At 35.0% G+C, this 17322-nt stretch carries 21 protein-coding genes; 11 read left to right on the plus strand and 10 right to left on the minus strand.

The features are described 5' to 3' along the window. Position 1 precedes the first annotated feature (1 nt). Complete coding sequence (locus HX124_RS07240; protein ID WP_286383678.1) at positions 2–949, minus strand: retron St85 family RNA-directed DNA polymerase; 948 nt, start codon at positions 947–949, stop codon at positions 2–4. Between the two features lie 314 nt (positions 950–1263). Here HX124_RS07240 and HX124_RS07245 point away from each other — a divergent pair, with 314 nt between their 5' ends. Further along, complete coding sequence (locus HX124_RS07245) at positions 1264–1638, plus strand: hypothetical protein (RefSeq protein ID WP_286383679.1); 375 nt, start codon at positions 1264–1266, stop codon at positions 1636–1638. A 21-nt stretch (positions 1639–1659) separates the two neighbouring features. Here the strand turns inward: HX124_RS07245 and HX124_RS07250 are convergent, their stop codons facing one another. Beyond that, entirely contained in the window at positions 1660–2088 is a 429-nt protein-coding gene (locus HX124_RS07250) for a hypothetical protein (protein ID WP_286383680.1), read from the minus strand. A gap of 159 nt (positions 2089–2247) precedes the next feature. Here HX124_RS07250 and HX124_RS07255 point away from each other — a divergent pair, with 159 nt between their 5' ends. Continuing rightward, complete coding sequence (locus HX124_RS07255; RefSeq protein ID WP_286383681.1) at positions 2248–2850, plus strand: hypothetical protein; 603 nt, start codon at positions 2248–2250, stop codon at positions 2848–2850. Between the two features lie 401 nt (positions 2851–3251). Then, a complete protein-coding gene (locus HX124_RS07260) occupies positions 3252–3911 on the plus strand; it encodes a hypothetical protein (protein ID WP_286383682.1) in 660 nt (219 codons plus the stop codon). Positions 3912–3993: 82 nt separating this feature from the next. Here the strand turns inward: HX124_RS07260 and HX124_RS07265 are convergent, their stop codons facing one another. Then, positions 3994–4689: a TetR/AcrR family transcriptional regulator gene (locus HX124_RS07265; protein ID WP_286383683.1), complete on the minus strand. Its 696-nt coding sequence runs from the start codon at positions 4687–4689 to the stop codon at positions 3994–3996. Between the two features lie 292 nt (positions 4690–4981). Between HX124_RS07265 and HX124_RS07270 the strand changes: the two genes are divergently transcribed. Further along, positions 4982–5368 (plus strand): hypothetical protein, encoded by a 387-nt coding sequence (locus HX124_RS07270; RefSeq protein ID WP_286383684.1) that lies wholly within the window; start codon positions 4982–4984, stop codon positions 5366–5368. Here HX124_RS07270 and HX124_RS07275 read toward each other — a convergent pair. Continuing rightward, on the minus strand, positions 5361–6623 hold the full coding sequence (locus HX124_RS07275) for a hypothetical protein (protein ID WP_286383685.1): 1263 nt from the start codon (positions 6621–6623) through the stop codon (positions 5361–5363). The genes HX124_RS07270 and HX124_RS07275 overlap by 8 nt on opposite strands. A 120-nt stretch (positions 6624–6743) precedes the next feature. Between HX124_RS07275 and HX124_RS07280 the strand changes: the two genes are divergently transcribed. Together HX124_RS07280 and HX124_RS07285 are read left to right on the plus strand one after the other, a co-directional pair. Continuing rightward, entirely contained in the window at positions 6744–7523 is a 780-nt protein-coding gene (locus tag HX124_RS07280) for a class I SAM-dependent methyltransferase (protein WP_286383686.1), read from the plus strand. Between the two features lie 23 nt (positions 7524–7546). After that, a complete protein-coding gene (locus HX124_RS07285) occupies positions 7547–8092 on the plus strand; it encodes a hypothetical protein (protein WP_107006900.1) in 546 nt (181 codons plus the stop codon). Positions 8093–8171: 79 nt separating this feature from the next. Here the strand turns inward: HX124_RS07285 and HX124_RS07290 are convergent, their stop codons facing one another. Continuing rightward, entirely contained in the window at positions 8172–8579 is a 408-nt protein-coding gene (locus HX124_RS07290) for a protease inhibitor I42 family protein (protein ID WP_107006901.1), read from the minus strand. 117 nt (positions 8580–8696) lie between these two features. Next, positions 8697–9272, minus strand: coding sequence for a hypothetical protein (locus HX124_RS07295; protein WP_107006902.1), 576 nt, complete (start codon positions 9270–9272; stop codon positions 8697–8699). Positions 9273–9443: 171 nt separating this feature from the next. On the opposite strand from HX124_RS07295, the gene HX124_RS07300 reads away from it, so the two are divergent. Beyond that, on the plus strand, positions 9444–10064 hold the full coding sequence (locus tag HX124_RS07300; RefSeq protein WP_286383687.1) for a class I SAM-dependent methyltransferase: 621 nt from the start codon (positions 9444–9446) through the stop codon (positions 10062–10064). 24 nt (positions 10065–10088) lie between these two features. Here HX124_RS07300 and HX124_RS07305 read toward each other — a convergent pair whose 3' ends face one another. Next, positions 10089–10559: a Holliday junction resolvase-like protein gene (locus tag HX124_RS07305; protein WP_286383688.1), complete on the minus strand. Its 471-nt coding sequence runs from the start codon at positions 10557–10559 to the stop codon at positions 10089–10091. A 131-nt stretch (positions 10560–10690) separates the two neighbouring features. Between HX124_RS07305 and HX124_RS07310 the strand changes: the two genes are divergently transcribed. The 4 genes from HX124_RS07310 (at position 10691) to HX124_RS07325 (ending at position 13753) form a co-directional block, all read left to right on the plus strand. Then, complete coding sequence (locus HX124_RS07310) at positions 10691–11335, plus strand: ParA family protein (RefSeq protein ID WP_107006904.1); 645 nt, start codon at positions 10691–10693, stop codon at positions 11333–11335. Positions 11336–11440: 105 nt separating this feature from the next. Further along, positions 11441–12562, plus strand: a complete 1122-nt coding sequence (locus HX124_RS07315) for an AI-2E family transporter (protein WP_286383689.1) — start codon at positions 11441–11443, stop codon at positions 12560–12562. Positions 12563–12674: 112 nt separating this feature from the next. Beyond that, positions 12675–13232, plus strand: coding sequence for a superoxide dismutase family protein (sodC, locus tag HX124_RS07320; protein WP_107006906.1), 558 nt, complete (start codon positions 12675–12677; stop codon positions 13230–13232). A 236-nt stretch (positions 13233–13468) separates the two neighbouring features. After that, positions 13469–13753: a DUF3817 domain-containing protein gene (locus tag HX124_RS07325; protein ID WP_286383690.1), complete on the plus strand. Its 285-nt coding sequence runs from the start codon at positions 13469–13471 to the stop codon at positions 13751–13753. A 99-nt stretch (positions 13754–13852) separates the two neighbouring features. Here HX124_RS07325 and craA read toward each other — a convergent pair whose 3' ends face one another. The 3 genes from craA to HX124_RS07340 form a co-directional block, all read right to left on the minus strand. Continuing rightward, on the minus strand, positions 13853–15082 hold the full coding sequence (gene craA, locus HX124_RS07330) for a chloramphenicol efflux MFS transporter CraA (protein ID WP_286383734.1): 1230 nt from the start codon (positions 15080–15082) through the stop codon (positions 13853–13855). Between the two features lie 335 nt (positions 15083–15417). Then, entirely contained in the window at positions 15418–16296 is an 879-nt protein-coding gene (locus HX124_RS07335; protein WP_286383735.1) for a pirin family protein, read from the minus strand. Between the two features lie 38 nt (positions 16297–16334). Further along, positions 16335–17099 carry a nucleotidyltransferase domain-containing protein gene (locus HX124_RS07340; protein WP_286383691.1) on the minus strand — a complete coding sequence of 255 codons (765 nt, stop codon included), beginning with the start codon at positions 17097–17099 and terminating at the stop codon, positions 16335–16337. Positions 17100–17322 lie beyond the last annotated feature (223 nt).

Consider the following 17322-nt stretch of genomic DNA (forward strand, 5'->3'; position numbering starts at 1 on the left):
ATCAACTTCCTAATCGAATTTTTTGGATTACAGTTTGAGTATATTTTTTTTCAAGCGATATTAAAAAATTTGGCTCAACATATTTTACAAAACCGAGATAACCTCTTAAATAGTTTAAATCGTCAAGAGAAATTTTTTCTTCAATATAATTGTGAACTAAATGCTTAATGTAACGCTTTTTAGCTCTCCCTATTGAAAGCTCATCATTGTTGGTAATAGTAATACCTGTGACATGACGATTATGCTTTTTAGATGAAAAAACTGTTTTCAAATGATTAATTTTTATAGCGTTACCATAAAACTTAATCAATAGCCCTCTTACTTGCTCAGGTAAAATAAACAATGAATTTGGAATATTAGTTGAGAAAGTCATGTCATCTGCATAACGTGTATAAGTAATACCTTTATCCTCACAATACCTAGTAATTTCATCATCAAATGAATACATAATAAAGTTAGATATGAAAGGGGAGCTTGGTGCTCCAATACTTAAAATCAACTTTTTTGAATATTTACTTGGTTTCCAAAAAATTGCTTTTTCTATTACTTCTTTTTCCAACCAATCAAACTTTAAGTCTGATCTTTCACAAGCCTTCCAAAAATTGTTTGGCGTAATGGAATTAAAAAAGTCTGTAAAGTCCATTTTCAAAAAATAAATATTCTGAGAATGAACTTCTGCATTACTCTTTATATCTTTCCCTTTGACATATGCCATAGATGAACTATGAATGGGAAAATAATGCTGAAAAAGTTCGATTAAAGCTCTTTGATAATCTTTTAATTCACGAATAGGCTGAGCAATAGTACGCGTACCTGATGTTCTTTTAGGGATCTCATATCTTTTATATTTCTTAGGCGCTTCGCCAAAAAACTGAAAAAATTCCTTTTTAGATTCAAAATTATGAATTTTTTTTGATATTAAGTATTCAATAACATCAACTTTTGACATACTTTTTCCTAATTAAAAAGCTCAGGAAATGTCCTTCACTGAGCTTAACACTCTTTACTTTAGAGCAAAAGTTTCAATTGTTTGCGAACAGAGTGAGCGAACAATTTAAACTTTTGTTCTCCAATGTGATTCATCAATAAGTTAGAGTCTGGCTAAACACCCGACTAGACTGTTAAGTCCTAAAGCTAAAGAGCTCTTATATAATAAGCCAACGAATTACTTTGCACAATCCAAACACTTTTCAAAATATTTATACTTGATCTATCACTATATTTTTTAGATAGTTATACGAACTTCTATCAAATGTAAATACCATGAAAATACCCCTATTAATTCTAACAACTTTAGCCCTCACCGCTTGCTCAACCACGCCTACCAACCCCAACGCCCCTGTCGTGCTAGAACAACACAAAAACATTTCTGCTGAACCTTCAACAAAGCACAACCTCGCTCGTCTCATTCAGCAAAAAGACAACTGCGTAATTGAATTTACAGGCAACTTTGAAACAGGCAAAGCCACAGAACATTGGATATTTAAAGGAGATCAACTTATTTCCGCATTTTCAAATGTAGATGCCGAAGTAGAAAACAAACAAACTGTTTTTGACCCGAACGATGCTGAGAAATTGAAAAATTTTGCAGCCTTACAAAAGAATTTTAAAGCAACAAACTTAGAAAAATGCCAATAATCATGACAGAACTACTTTAAATTAAACCTTTGAAGTAGTTCTTTTTCCATTCATCTTTAAAACATAAAGAATTGGATAGAACCACAAAAATAGTGCAAATATTCCCACGACAAAAATCACAAAAAATGGGGGTATAACATCTCGAATTTGATCATAAATTTTCATTAAACCTAAAGTGTCTGTATTAAATAATACCCCTATCATTAAAAATAAAATCATATGAGGAACAATAAAATGAACAATTTTTAACGATAAAAATTGATAAAATTTTACAAACCACAAGCTCGGTATGAAATAAATGAATAAGATGATTAACCATATTATCCACGTTAAAATTTGATAACTAAGGCTTAAAGAATTTTCCCCACCACAACCACAGGCAAAGCTCGGTTGTAAAAATAAAATCGGGACAATCAACCAAAATACATTTAAATATTTAATTTTTATCATTTTAAATTTCTCAATGATCTTCTTATACATGTAGACTATACAACAGCTTTGTTTTTACTCTGTATCACTTTGCTTACAGAACCCATGTCACTACTTTTTTCACAGTATGATACTAACTAAACACGCTATGAGCCTCTACATATAAAGGAAGAAGTCACAATGAAAAGTATTAAAATTCTGTCTTTTGCTACTGCCATTTTGGCAACATCCTCAATTTATGCAGAAACAAAAACACCACCACCTTATGGTGATAACCCAAATATTTTCAAAGTTTTAGCACATAAAACGGGTGAAAAAGTTCAAAATACTGCTGAACGTGTGGGTGCTGCTGCTGAACGTGGTGTAGAAAAAATTAAACCGAAAGTAGACAATGCATGGGAAGAAACAAAAACCTTTTCAGAACAACAAACTGAACGTGCAAAAATAGGTGTACAAAAAGGTGCAGAAAAGGTGACAGAAACTGCGAATAATACCCGAGATGCTATAGTCGGAACAAATAAAGGAACTGTTCCTATTGAACGCGGGCATTTAAGTCAGTCTGCTACAACAATCGTGATGCCGCAAATAACACCGACTACGAGCAATCATTCCTCAGTAACAAACCCAGCGACCACACCAACAACGACACAAATCTCAACAGAAACCGCGGTTACCATAGACCCAACTCAGCAGCATTTAAATGAACCTGTAGAACCCGAGGTCAGTAAACTTTCTTTGCCAATTCCTCAATCAAACAAAAATAAAGAAGATATTCCACAATAATTAGTTAGAGCAAAATGATCATATTTATTTAATATTTATAATAGTTTTAAGTAAATATGATCATTTTTAATGTTTTGTTTTAAGGGTCATACAATCGTTTAAAAATAAAACAATAACGATACAAAACAATAGGTTAAATAAAACAGCATCACATTAATAAATGTAAACTTATGTAAATTTCAAATAAAAATATAAAGCCAATAAAAAATATAACAATATGAAAATAAATAAATTATCTTATTAAAAACATCTTATAACCACCTTATACTTATGTAGTCTTATTGTGGTAAAGATGTATCATTTTATCTCTTTTTCACACTTAGAAAGAGCTTGGTTTTAACATGCCCGCCTTATTATTGGAGTACGTTGTCAGTACTCCTCACATTGAGGAAAGTCTTATCATGAAAAGCATAAAAACAACTTTAGTCGCTGCAAGTGTATTGGTTTGTGTTCCTGCTTTTGCTGAAACAACTACAACACCTGTAACTAAAGCACAAGTTGCAGTTCAAAATACTCAAGCGAAAGCTGAACAAGTTCAAACTGCCGTTGTGACTAAAACAGTAGAAGCGAAAGATGCGACTGTTGCTAAAACTGCTGAAGTAAAAGACGCGACTGTTGCTAAAACTGCTGAAGTGAAAGATGCGACTGTTGCTAAAACTGCCGAAGTGAAAGATGCTGTTATTGCTAAAGCTACTGAAGCGAAAGACGCGACTGTTGCTAAAACTGCTGAAGTAAAAGACGCAACTGTTGCTAAAACTGCTGAAGCAAAAGACGCAACTGTTACTAAAGCTGCTGAAGTAAAAGATGCAACTGTTGCTAAAACTACTGAAGTAAAAGACGCAACTGTTGCTAAAACGACTGAAGTAAAAGATGCTGTTCTAACTGAAACAACTGAAATCAAAGATGCTGTTGTAGAAAAAGTAGAACAAACAAAAGAAGTTGTAAAAGACCAATCTGAAAAAGCACAAGGTTTCTTTTCTAGATCATGGGAAAAAACAAAGAACTTCTTCCGTGGTACACCTGCAACTACAAGCGAAAAAACTGTAAAAGCGGGTGCTTAATATCCTTCAAATATTTTGATTGATATCATAAAAAATCCTTCATTTCATTGAGGGATTTTTTATACATGACTTAGATCTAGATTTAACCTTCATCCACCGCTAATAAATAAGCATTATCTTTTAAAGCAGCCAAGTAACTCATCGCAATTCGATAAGATTCCTGAATAATTTTTTCAGAAATATAATTTTCATTATAATAACCATGTTTCATACAGGTAAATACCAACTCCATAAGAATCGTTAAGCTATCTGGTTGCTGTGGTACATAATGATCGACTTTAATCATTTCTAATGCCTTACGTACGCCAACGCTCACTTTTTTCAATTCAACTTGATATTCTAAATAAGCTTGACGTGTAAACGGTCCACTTAAAATAATTAAACTCGCCACTTCAGATTCATTAAAAAAATGTGCAGTCGTTTGAATCATACTTGCAGATAATTTTTGCCCATATTCATCAATTGAAGCTTTAGGATGTTCACTTAAGACTGCAACTGCTGCATGACCTATTCGTGTGACGAGAACATTTAAATGCATCAAAGCAATATGACGTAATAAATCATACTTTGTAGGAAAAAACTGATAAATACTGGTGCGAGGTATGCCCACAGCATTTGCAATTTCTGGAATAGAAATACGTTCAATACCCACAGCTAATAATAACTCTTGTGTGGTTTGAATGACCATTTGCATACGCTTTTGAGTACGTTCTTGCTTAGGTTGCGTTGTTTTTTTTCTTATTTTTTTTAATACTGAAGTTGCCTGCGCCTTAATCATAGTGATTTCCTTAACTTTTTTGCATTCAATATTATTGTGTTATCTGCCATTTCCTATTGGCTATTTCACAGTCATTCACTGAAATTTAGTGTATGTAAAATATTTAAAATTTATCGTTATGATGTACATAACAGCATACAATCTTTATAAAATTAGATCATGCTTCATCTAATATAACATAGTCCCATCATGTGGATAGTTTACAAATAGATCATCACATCATTCTCTTTTTTAAAACTACATCATATCGGAATTTATAGTGACTACACAGCAAAAATATAGGCTCTATTTAATGATTTTAATGTTATCAAGCTCAGTGTGTTATGCAGAAAAAGTTTTGCAATCTATTGATAATATTGAATTATACCCAACTACCGAAGGCAATCAATTTAAACTCTCTCAGCTTAAACAAGGCTGTAAAATTGAAGCACATTTTTTTGGTGAAACGGGTAAAACTCAAGAAAATTATACTTTTAAACAGCAAAATTTACTTTATGCTGCACGTTACGAATATCATTACACCAAAGGTGGCTTAACAAATCTATCGGAAAATAAAGGCAATTTTAAAATTCAACGACAGCGTATTGAGTTAAACCCTCAATCCTCTCAAACCATTGCTGACTTTCAGCAATATCTTGCCTTATTTTCACCGCTAAAACTTAAAAAGTGCTTTAGATAATGGTATATTTTTCAGTATCCTGCACACTTTCAGCATCAAAATAACAGTTACCTGCTTCATCACAACGCATATATAGATTTTTATAGCTCAATACATAAAAATCTGCACATTTTTTAATAACAATCGGATTCATATCCAAAGATAAAGCATCATCGTATTTAAATAATTTAGTCACTCGACGGTCATTCATACAAATTAAATAGGTTTGCTTTTTAACTTCAATTTCGACTAAACCACTATTTTCAACATTCAGTGGAATAATATATTTTCCATTTACATCAATAACTTGCTGATTATAACTTTCAAGTTTTTGGGTAATAACATTAAATACAATAATATTGCCAAAACAGTCCTGTAACTGAGTTTTTTCTTCGAAAGGCAAGTTCACTTGAATGCCAAGCTTTTGTAAATCTTGCTCATCAACACGTTTATTGGTTAATAAAATACGGGTGATGGTCTGTTTTAAATTCGCATCAAAAAACGTGCTATCAAGCTGTAAATCAATCCCTTTTAATATTTTCCCTAACGCTTCATTATGTGTACCCAAAAGATGAGCAATCACACTACGATAGTAAAATTTACTGTTCTTTTTGACTTCACGAATTTGTTTATAAAAATAAGTCTGATCATAAGGATATTCAATAAAATCATGCAATAACGCTGAGTTTGCTAAGACAGCAATTGCATCATGTCCTGTATAAGGCAAATGCAACGTATGCAATTGTGGAATCCATGGTTTTATTTTTAAATAATGCTCTTTATCATTTTCAAAATACGGATCGTAAACAATAATATATTCACAGTTTTCGACAATATCCTGTGCCTGAATACGCATGTCTGCATTTAATTCAGCATCATAAAAGTCGGTATAACGCTTATCTTCAACTTCATTCGGATCAATCGAATATTGTGGCACCATTGCCACGACACGTGTCATTTGCAATGGTTTGGAATATTTAATCGCAGCATAACCGCCCATTGAACCGCCATAACCCACGATTTTTTTAAATTGTTTTAAAATAGGCTGTAAATGCACGAATAGCGCATTCATGCTTGAGGCAGGGAACCATGATTTTTGTTTTGGCATAATACCAACAACACTATAATCATATTTCATTAATGATTTTTCAGCATTAATCGACAAGCCTTTAGCACGAGTAATTAAGTCACCAAATGACAATACCAAAGTATCTGTTGAACCTTGTAAATAAATTGCTCGAATGTGATCGTCTTCAAAAATGATTTGCTTGTCCATTGCAATACCGAAAAACGGCTCTCTTATCTTTAGTTAAAATTAAATAAATAGATAACTTGCCTATTCATCGTATTCAATGTCATATTTTATAGAGTCTGCACAGATAAAAAAGCGCAAAATATGACACATTCTTTACATCCTGCCGCACAAAAAGGCTTTAGTTCTGCTGCTGAACTATATCAACAAGTTCGTCCAAATTATCCATCTGAAATTGTTAATTGGCTAATTGATGAGCTGAAAATCCAATCTAACTCGACTGTGGTTGATTTAGGTGCAGGAACAGGTAAGTTTTTGCCTTATTTAAAGCAAGTAAGCCATCAAATTATTGCGGTAGAACCTGTGGCAGAAATGCTTGCTCAACTAAAAACAAGCCATCCAGATGTCCAAACCTTACAAGCAAAAAGTGATGATATTGCACTTGCCTCAGAAAGTATTGATGCCATTTTATGTGCTCAGTCTTTTCATTGGTTTTCAAATATTGAAACTTTAAATGAAATGCATCATTTATTAAAACCACAAGGTCATCTAGGTCTGATTTGGAATCAGCGTGATGAAAATGTGCCATGGGTTAAAGCATTAGCAGACTTAATTGCATCCTTTGAAGGAGATACGCCTCGTTATCATAGCGGTGATTGGAAAAAAGTTTTTGAACACCAATTTTTATTTAAGCTAGAAAGTTTAAAATTATTTTCACAAATTCACAAAGGAACAGTTGAAAATGTAGTCAGTAAGCGGCTATTGTCAACGAGCTTTATTGCCGCTATGCCTTCCACACAACAGCAACAACTAAAACAACAATTTGAAGCTATTATATTGGAGCATACAGGTAAATATGCACATGATGAGATCGAGTTTCCTTACATCACTTATGCTTATCATTTTAAAAAGCAAACCCTATGAATATTTTAAGGAGTTTTAGTTTCATGCACCTTTTACGCCCTTTGACTTATATTTCAGTACTCCTAAGCGCTGTCCTGATTGGTGCATGTTCATCGGAAAATGATCCTAAAAATAAGACCGACCAGACCACGAAAAGTTCTGATGCCGTCATGACCGAACTCAAAACTAAACCTATCCAAAATTTCCCAAGTACGCCTAAAGATGCAGCAGACATTACTTTACTTGATGAATATCAAGAAAAATATGATGCCATGAATGAAGCCTTAGAAGCTGATTTAGAAAAAATGGATGCTGAAGGTACATTAACTGAGGAAATTGACCAACAACGTAAACGAGATAGCATTCAATCTGCTTTAAATATGTTAAAAGACTTGGATTTAAAAACTGAACAAGGTCGCTATATTCAAGGCTTACTTTATCAATACTGGGAAAATCAAGCCAAGACCTTTGACCAAAAAGCTGACAAATCAAATCAAGATGATGCTTCCCTTGAGTCAGTACGTGGCATGAGTGATTTATTGACGGCAGAAGCTCAGCTTGATAATTGGAAAACCAAAACAACCAAGTAAAAGTTTAACATTCAATATGTATTGTTTGATCTCAATACCGAGCTGCTGTCATCTTTGCCAGCAGCTTTATTTTTATATTTTAAGAAATACGAATACGACATTGCCACTGTTGATTGGGTTGTTGACTAGACTCCCAAGGGCGCACATGAATCAGCTCAATATAATCTTGCCCTGCTTTTAAAGCAGTAAAACGAAATACTTTTGTACCACCTGCACCTACAGTTCCTTCTTCAACATCATTTTGTAAAAAAGTTTCCTCTATTTTAAAGTTTTTTAAAGGCTGTACTAATTTCCATTGATAACCAGTACTTGGATTTTCAGGCGCAGAAAAAACCAAAGTTTCCCCTGTATTCATTTCCATTAAAGTTGGGCAACTTTGTTTTACAGTGTATTGATGGGTTTTACCATCTACTGTGGGGCTTGTACTTTGGCAAGCTGTTAAAGCACACCCCATAAATAGCACTGCAACCGCAAAAAAACCTTTCATTAACATTAACTCTTTTACATAACATGATTATTTTTCAAGCATAGAAACCTTAGCATTTTTCAGGATTTGTCTCAAACGATCATTCAAAAAAATTCATTTATCTCTCGCTTGATGTACTTATATATTTTGTTTTTCTACCCATTGAATTGAGTCAACACGAATTAACTTACATGCCCCATCACCTATTCCGTTCCAATCAAGTGCAGATTTCCAAACTAAATCTTTATCATTAATCTGTACCAAATCACCTGTTAAACGCACAAGATCACCACGCTTTACTTTCTTAATTTCTTGGGCAATTTTTGGATTGGCAGGAATAATATGCATATTACTCACCATTTGTGTGGCAAGTTTTGGTGGGATAGGTGGACGTGCCATTTTCCAATTTAAATAACGATCATATTGGTTAATAGAAATTTGACGGGCAATTTCAGGCTCAGTAAAAATGCCACGTGTCACAGCATAATCAATAGGCGAAAACTTTGCTTGTTCATCATCTTGATATTCTTTAGATCCTAAAATACGAAACTCACCATGAAAAGGCTCAAGCACAGAAATTTTTTGATCTTTAATAATAGGCGCTAAACCATTGGCAATATTATATTCAGCAGAGTGAGATTCAACGGATTGAGAGGCATTCACAGCTGCTGAACATAATGCCAAAACTGCTGCACACCATAAATTCCGTGTCATAAATGCCTCCTAAAAAATACATGTTCAAATTTAAGCTTTAGTATCCCCCATGAAAATTAAAATAAAATCGACTTTAAGTAACAAAATATAGAAATTTCGTCACTTTTTTGTCTTATATTTAAGTCTATATTTTCGTTAGAATATTTTTTTAATAATAAAACTGTGAAAGCGATGATTTATAAATTTTATCAACAACGGATTTTTCCACATTTACTCAATCAAATCATGCAAACACCAAGCATGATGGATGCACGTGCTGAATTACTCAGAAAAGTCAAAGGACAGGTCTTAGAAATAGGTTTTGGGACAGGTTTAAATTTACCTTTTTATCAGGTAGAGCAATTAATTGCTTTAGAACCCAATACTGATCTTTACCAATTAGCTCAAAAAAATGTCTTAGATGCCCCCTTTAATGTGCAACATATTCAAGCAAGTGCAGAAAAACTACCTTTTGCCGATCATTCTATTGATCAAATTGTAAGTACATGGACTTTGTGCAGTATTGCAAATTTACAACAAGCCTTAGCTGAAATTTATCGTGTTCTTAAACCTGAAGGGACTTTTCATTTGGTTGAACATGTTCAATATCACGACCATCCAACACTAAAAAAGTTGCAAAATATTTTAACACCTATGCAAAAAGTGATTGCTGATGGCTGTCATCTCAATCGTAATATTGAACTTGATTTGTCCAATGCAAATTTTAAATTTATAGAAAAATATTATTTTGATGCAGATGAGCTACCTAAAATTGGACGCCGTATGTTGATGGCACGAGTACAAAAAGTCTGAGTTTCATCCGCTTAGCTTCCCCGTTTATATGTCCTCAAAATCAATACGAATGGTTTCAAAACGAACTCGTCCTTCACGAATCGCCTGTGCAATCGCTTGTTGCCCTTTGGTCAAGCGAGCGCCTCCACTTTTTATGTCCACCAATATCACTTCAATATTATCAGCATGCCCTTCACCATCTCTGAACTCGCTATAGCCATTAAAAATGACATAATCGACAGGATCACCCAAAAACTTTGCATCACTTGGTAAATAGTGAAATTCAGGCATAATCGGAGCAAGTTGTTCTGCCATTTTTCCCTTTAAAACAGCACGACTGGTATTTACACTTCGTTTTTTTGCCATTGCTAAAGCTTGCTGGTGTTCTAACTCTAACTCAGCGATATAACGCTCATACTCCGCTTTGATTTTGCCATTTCGCGTATTTGATAACACTACAGTTGTTATCACAACACCTATACAGACACCTATTAATATGGCGACCCACAATGACATGATCAAACTCTACTTTTTTGCTGTTTTTCCAATGTAAACAACTCTAAGACTTTTGTCATGTGTAACCTACTGTCTAAAAAATAATGCTAAGCTAGTGAAAGGACGGGCTTGGATGAATCAAATTAAAAATCATGAAAACAATTCTCATCGCAAATCAAAAAGGTGGTTGTGGAAAAACGATTACAGCTATTACATTAGCTTCGGCATTAGCCCAAAAAGGTTATAGTGTAGCTCTTGCAGATGCAGACAATCAGAAATCTGCTTTACAGTGGTTAAAACACCGTCCAAGTGATGCCAATGAAATTCAAAGCTTAGACTGGCGACATGAAAAATCCATTGGTGATACACCTAAAAATGTTGAATATTTAATTATTGATGCACCAGGCGCATTAACAGGTGCTCATGCAGAACAATTGATCAGCGAATGTCATGCTATTGTGACACCTTTGCAGCCTTCTTTTTTTGATATTGACAGTACTAAGCGTTTTTTAAAACACATCCAAGAAATTAAACGTATACGTAAAGGTAAAGTAGAGATTCTACTTGTCGCAAATCGCGTAAAAGCAAATAGTTCAAGTGCTAAAGATATTCAACAATTTTTTGAAAAAATTGAGCAACAACCCTTGGCTTGGATTTCCGAACGCAGCGCTTATGGGCAACTGGCAATGCAAGGCTTGTCTATTTTTGATAAAAATCAAAAGAATTTTCTACAAATTCAAACGCAGTGGCAACCGCTTCTGGATGCTTTAATTGATGATCCGAGCGATTGGTTCTAAGTCAGTTTTTCAAAAAATAATAACTGGCAATGTATTTAACATTGCCTGAACCTATTTTTCAGTTAATATTAACTGAACGATAATTAATTAAACTTCGAGAAATTAGTGTCAGATTTCACTTTCACCTTGCAGCGTATTTTATTATTTGGCTTATTATTTATCCTGATTTTTTTGGGATTTGATATTATCAAATACTTCATTGTCCCTGTGCTTTGGGCGTGCATTATCGCCTATATGACATGGCCTTTGTATAAGCGTATCTTAAGAACATGTGGTGAACATCGACCGACATTAAGTGCCTCGATCATGATCACGCTTGTCGTACTTGTGATTGGTATACCTTTAGTCTTTGCTATTTTCATTTTACAGCATGAAGGGCGTAATCTCTATTTTGACCTCCATCGTCAGTTGGCTTCTGGGCATTTAACAGTTCCTGACTTTTTACGTCAACTCCCGATTATTGGTAAAGAATTTTCTCGCATCATTGAGGAAATTAATTCAAATCCAACCAATCTCTCACAAAATATTGGCGTTTGGATTCAAGGGCATTTAAATTATGGCAAGTTTGTTTTAAGTGAAATTTCTAAAAACTTAGTCAAACTCTGCTTTGCAATTATGTCATTGTTCTTTTTTTATCGAGATGGGCAAACGATTTTACAGCAGGTCAGTAAAGCCTTAGAAATGGTTATTGGTCCACGTGTACATCATTATTTAGAAACGATTTCTGAAACCACACGTGCCGTTGTTTATGGTGTGGGTTTAACGGCTGTTGCACAATCCTTACTTGCTGGTGTGAGTTATTTTGTTGCTGGCGCACCCAATCCTATGGTGTTAACACTGATTACATTCTTGATGGCATTAATTCCATTTGGTCCACCTTTGGCTTATGGTGCTGTGTCACTGTGGCTATTTTCAAAAGGTATGACAATTGAGGCGATTGGTGTCATGGCATGGGGCGTATGTGTCGTCAGTACAGCAGATAATGTCATTCGTCCCTTGGTGATTTCTGGCGCAACTAAAATTCCATTCTTACTCATTATGTTTGGTGTTTTAGGTGGTTTAGCAAGTTTTGGTTTAGTTGGTTTATTTATTGGTCCTGTCATTTTAGCCATTTTATTGGCGATTTGGCGTGAGTGGTTACATGAAACCAGTGTTGCCGAACAAATGCCTAAAGCAACTTTAGCATACGATATAGAAGAAAATGATGATGTCATTTCACCAAAATAAATGACATCAATTTAATAAATTTTTACATTCAAATACTTATTCATTACTGTACAAACTTCTGTACTTTGTTTGAATACCCCAAGACATAACAAAACTTAGGATATTTCATCATATGCATGCTTTTTCTATTTTTAAACTTTCAGCGCTAACTGCATTTATTACGCTGACTACGGTTGCCTGTACCACGACAAGCTCTCAAAATACGGCAAAAACAGCACAGAAAACTGTTGCAGTACATGCTGTTACTGCTGAAGGAGTCGGTGAGAAAATTGGTTCTATTCAATTACAAGACAGCAGTAAAGGTTTAGAAATTAGCACTGATCTTCAACAGCTTCCTTCAGGCTTTCATGGCTTTCATATTCATGAAAAAGGCTCATGTGAACCTGCTGAAAAAGATGGAAAAATGGGAGCTGCTTTAGCGGCTGGTGGGCATTTTAATCCAACACAAGCAGCAGGTCATGGCACACCTAATGATGGGCATTTAGGCGACTTACCTGTGCTCAATGTAGACACTGACGGCAGTGCGAAAACAACGGTTTATGCTCCTCGTTTAAAACTTGCAGATGTACAAGGCTTAGCCATTATGATCCATGCAGGTGGAGATAACTACTCAGATCAACCTAAGCCTTTAGGCGGTGGCGGTGAACGTATTGCTTGTGGTGTGATTTAATACCGCAGTTTATATTTTTTAAAATATTAGGGTGAGCAAAGTATAAATATTATTGCTCACACTTTCATTCAAACAGTGAAGAAAATCTATTTTTAGTTACGTTTAAAAACCGAGTACGTAACTTGGTTTAATTTTCAATAAATTCAATAATTTAAAGCAACTATAATGCATATTTAATTTGCTTTAATCATCAAATTGTTTACACTCAAACTATTATATTCAATACAGTATCTACGATGAATTTTAAAACTTTAAGACTGGTTGGCTTACTCGAAGGTATTTCATTTTTATTGTTACTGTTCATTGCAATGCCGATGAAATATATGTTTGATAATCCTATTTTGGTGAAGTATGTTGGCATGGGGCATGGTGTACTTTTCATCCTATTTTTATTGGTTTTATTTATTGTTTGTGAAAAAGAAAAGCTTTCTTTAAAAGTATTTTTAATGGGATTAGTTGCTTCAATTTTACCATTTGGACCTTTTGTCTTTGATCATAAGCTGAAAAAATTAGCGCAATAAAAAAATGCTCTGCTATTTCACATTGTTCAAATAACATAAGCTAAAAATTCTCCCTTTAAAAACATCCCTCCTTTCAGGAGGGATATTCGATTCAGTGAATTAAAACTCACCATTTGCCTGACGCTGTTGCATGATTTCTTTTAATAATTTACGGGGAATCGTAAACCATAAAGCGATCAAGGTAAAACATGCCAAAGCATATGCCCATAAATGAAAATGTTCATACATGATGCGAATAATCTCAATCACAAAGAAAAAGATAAACATCATCAACACTGAAACTGCCGCAGCAACCGTTCCTTTAGACACATCTGACGCCATCAATGCAAAACGGTAAAGTACTGAAAAGCTAATCCCTTCACCAAAGCTGACCAAAGTCATGCCTAAAATGACGCAGTAGAGAAAATATTCACGCCAAATCACTCCCAGTAAGATGATTGCAGTTCCTAACAGCATCAACGGTAAGCCCATTAAAACGGTTTTACCTAAGGCTAAACGGTCAATCATTTTAATCAGGACAATATTACCCACAATTAAACCGCCCAAAATAGGAAACTGTGCCAAGCCATATTGCATACTACTGAGTCCTAATTCCTCAACCAACATGACAGGTGAAAGTGCAATCCATAACATCAATGGCATCGCCACCATAGGCAAGCCTAAAGTCATGCCAATAAAGGTTCTATTTTTCAGGACTTTTTTATAATCATCCCAAATATAACGCAAAGGCTGCTTAGGAATACTCACTTTAGACTCAGGCATTTTGGCTTTCAAACCAAACCAACTTAAACATGCAAAAAAGGCAATCCCAATAAAACCCCAGTGCCAAGACACATGGTCAATGAGAAAAGCCCCTAAAACAGGTCCAATTAAAGGTGCAAGCAAAGAGATATTTGCCATGAGAGCCATGACTTTAATCGCATCACGCTCTTCAAAGGTTTCTTGAATTGCGGCATAACCCACTGCTGCAATGACGGATAAACCAAAACCCTGTAAAAAGCGTAAGGCTAAAAAGCTTTCAATATGATGTGTGAATAAGATGAGTAAACAGGTCATCACAAAGAAAATTACGCCTGCCAAAAGGACTTTTTTACGTCCTAAACGGTCTGATAAGGGACCCAATAACCATGCGACACAGGCACCACCCAATAAATAAAAAGACATGGATGAAGGCGCCCAAGAGCTACTAACACCAAACTCTTTAGTAATCGCTAACATCGCAGGTTGTACTAAATCATTACCAATATAGACTGAAAATTCAAACAAAACTAACGCCAATGGAAACATGAATGTTGCACGGCTCAAAGTCGTCATCTGCTCTTTTTGCATTACATTTTGTGCATTATTTTGCATTGTTTTCTACATATCATAATGGCTTGCAGGTCTACGCTTATTTTTCAGTAAATAAACGTCAGCCCAATGACAAGCACTGAGAATTTAAAATAAATTTAGATTTGCTTTAATCAAGCGAGATCAACACCGTATTCACAAGGTGTCTAAATCAGGTAAAAATAGAAAATAGAGTGAGATAGATCTGCGTCAATGTTCACTTGAGTCCTACAGACTCACGTTGAAACAGGGTACAACCAAACACAGAATGCTGAGTGTAACACAGGCTTTTTTTGAGTGAAAGTTATCCATTTGTTATGAATGTAACGTATTGACTACTGCTGAATAAATCTCCCATTTTTCAGGTCGTCATAAGCCTGTAAAATTTCTGTGTAAGTATTCATCACAAAAAAACCTTTGGCATTGATCGGTTCATTCAGTGGTGCAGCACTCAGCAATAAAAACTTGCTGTCACGCAAAGCAGTTACTTGAACCTGCTCACCATGACTCGACATGACTGCAAGTGCCTGATCTTCCAAAATATCATCATTCAATGCCTCATCTTCTTGCTGAAATTGCAGTTGCCCTGTTCTGAGAAAAATTAAAGTGCTATCACCCACTTTGGCAGGAAATGTCGCTGTTTGTCCTGCTTTTAAATCTATATCTAAAACCATGATGGGCGTATGGGTTTTGGCAATACCGTGTTGCCCTGCATATTCACCTGCAATGATGCGTACTCGACCTACATCATGTTCAAGTTGTACCACAGGAATATCGGCTTTTTTCAAACTCTGATAACGGGCAGGATTCAATTTATCTTTGGCAGGTAAATTGACCCACAATTGCACAATTTCAAATGCACCGCCTTGTTTGGAAAAAGCTTCACTAAACAATTCTTTATGAATCACGCCTGAGGCTGCGGTCATCCATTGCACATCCCCCTCTGCAATGATGCCACCGCCACCAGTCGAGTCACGATGTTCAAGTTCTCCCCGAAACATCAAAGTTACCGTTTCAAAACCACGATGCGGATGTTCTGTGACCCCTTTGCGTAAATGTGTCGCTTTTAAATAACTCGGTCCTAAATGGTCTAGCAATAAAAAAGGTGAAACGGTATTACCCAATTCATGGTGAGAAAAAATAGTTTTAACAGGATGAAAATCTCCAACAGAAAATATCGTGTCATTACGTTGGATAAAAGCGAGCGTCTTCATCATGTTATATTCCTTTTTTAATTGCTGTTTTTAAAGCATCAACCATAAAAATGCTGTTTGAGATGAAAGCTATATTCGGTTAAATATTGCTGAAGCTGTGCAACATCATTGGTTGGCTCAATTGCACGCAAATTTAAAGCTTCAATTTTATCATTTAACAATTTTAAAATCTGTGCCTGTTCAGGTGCAGGAACTTGAGCTTTTTCTTTCTGTTGTTTTTTAATTTCCAGATAATCTTCTGCCCAATGGCGCAGTGGATCATTTTCATCAATTTGGGCAAATAAGTTGGTGATCAGGAGTTCAGGCATGATTTCCTGAGTTGCAAGTTCGGCTGACATTAGACCTCGAATCGAGTAAAACACTTTTTTGTAGGTAAAATTATCTGCTGTCTGCATCACATGCATACCGCCTTTGGCAAGCGATAAATAATGATAATACAATGCCTTATAATCTATACGCTCCAGCAATCCATCTCTGAATTTTTCCCATTCAGGAAATTGGTTAAAGTAAATAATATGCGCACGTACCCATTCCAAAACAGTGGGATTGCTTTTAGCAAGTAGACCAAACATTTTATTGAGATCGAAAGAAACAAAGTCAAAATCACCGTCCATGATTTCGATTAAATCACGATGCTTTCGATAGTCGTAATATTGGGCTTTGGAAGGCAGGTGAAAACCACGCACATCATAGTCACTGTCAGGACTTGCCATGCCCCACAAACGGCTGCCACTTTCAATATAAAACAGCGGATACTCATCTCGGTTTTGGAATAGATTTTGGATTTCTTGTTGGATGTTCATTGTTTTCACGTTTGAGGTCGTTCTACAGGTTTTATATCATTAATTTTGGTAATATCAGGATTTTTTTCACATCTTTAAAAATTATATTTTTCAGACATTTAAAACTTACTCAACTTAACACAGTTGGAAAGTAATTTTTGCTATAAATACTTCACGAAATTCAATCATATATTTTAACTAAAAATGAAAAAATCACTTCTTACACTCAGTCTTTGTAGCGCTG

This window comes from Acinetobacter sp. 226-1 (genome assembly GCF_030329325.1).
GTDB classification, from domain to species: domain Bacteria; phylum Pseudomonadota; class Gammaproteobacteria; order Pseudomonadales; family Moraxellaceae; genus Acinetobacter; species Acinetobacter sichuanensis.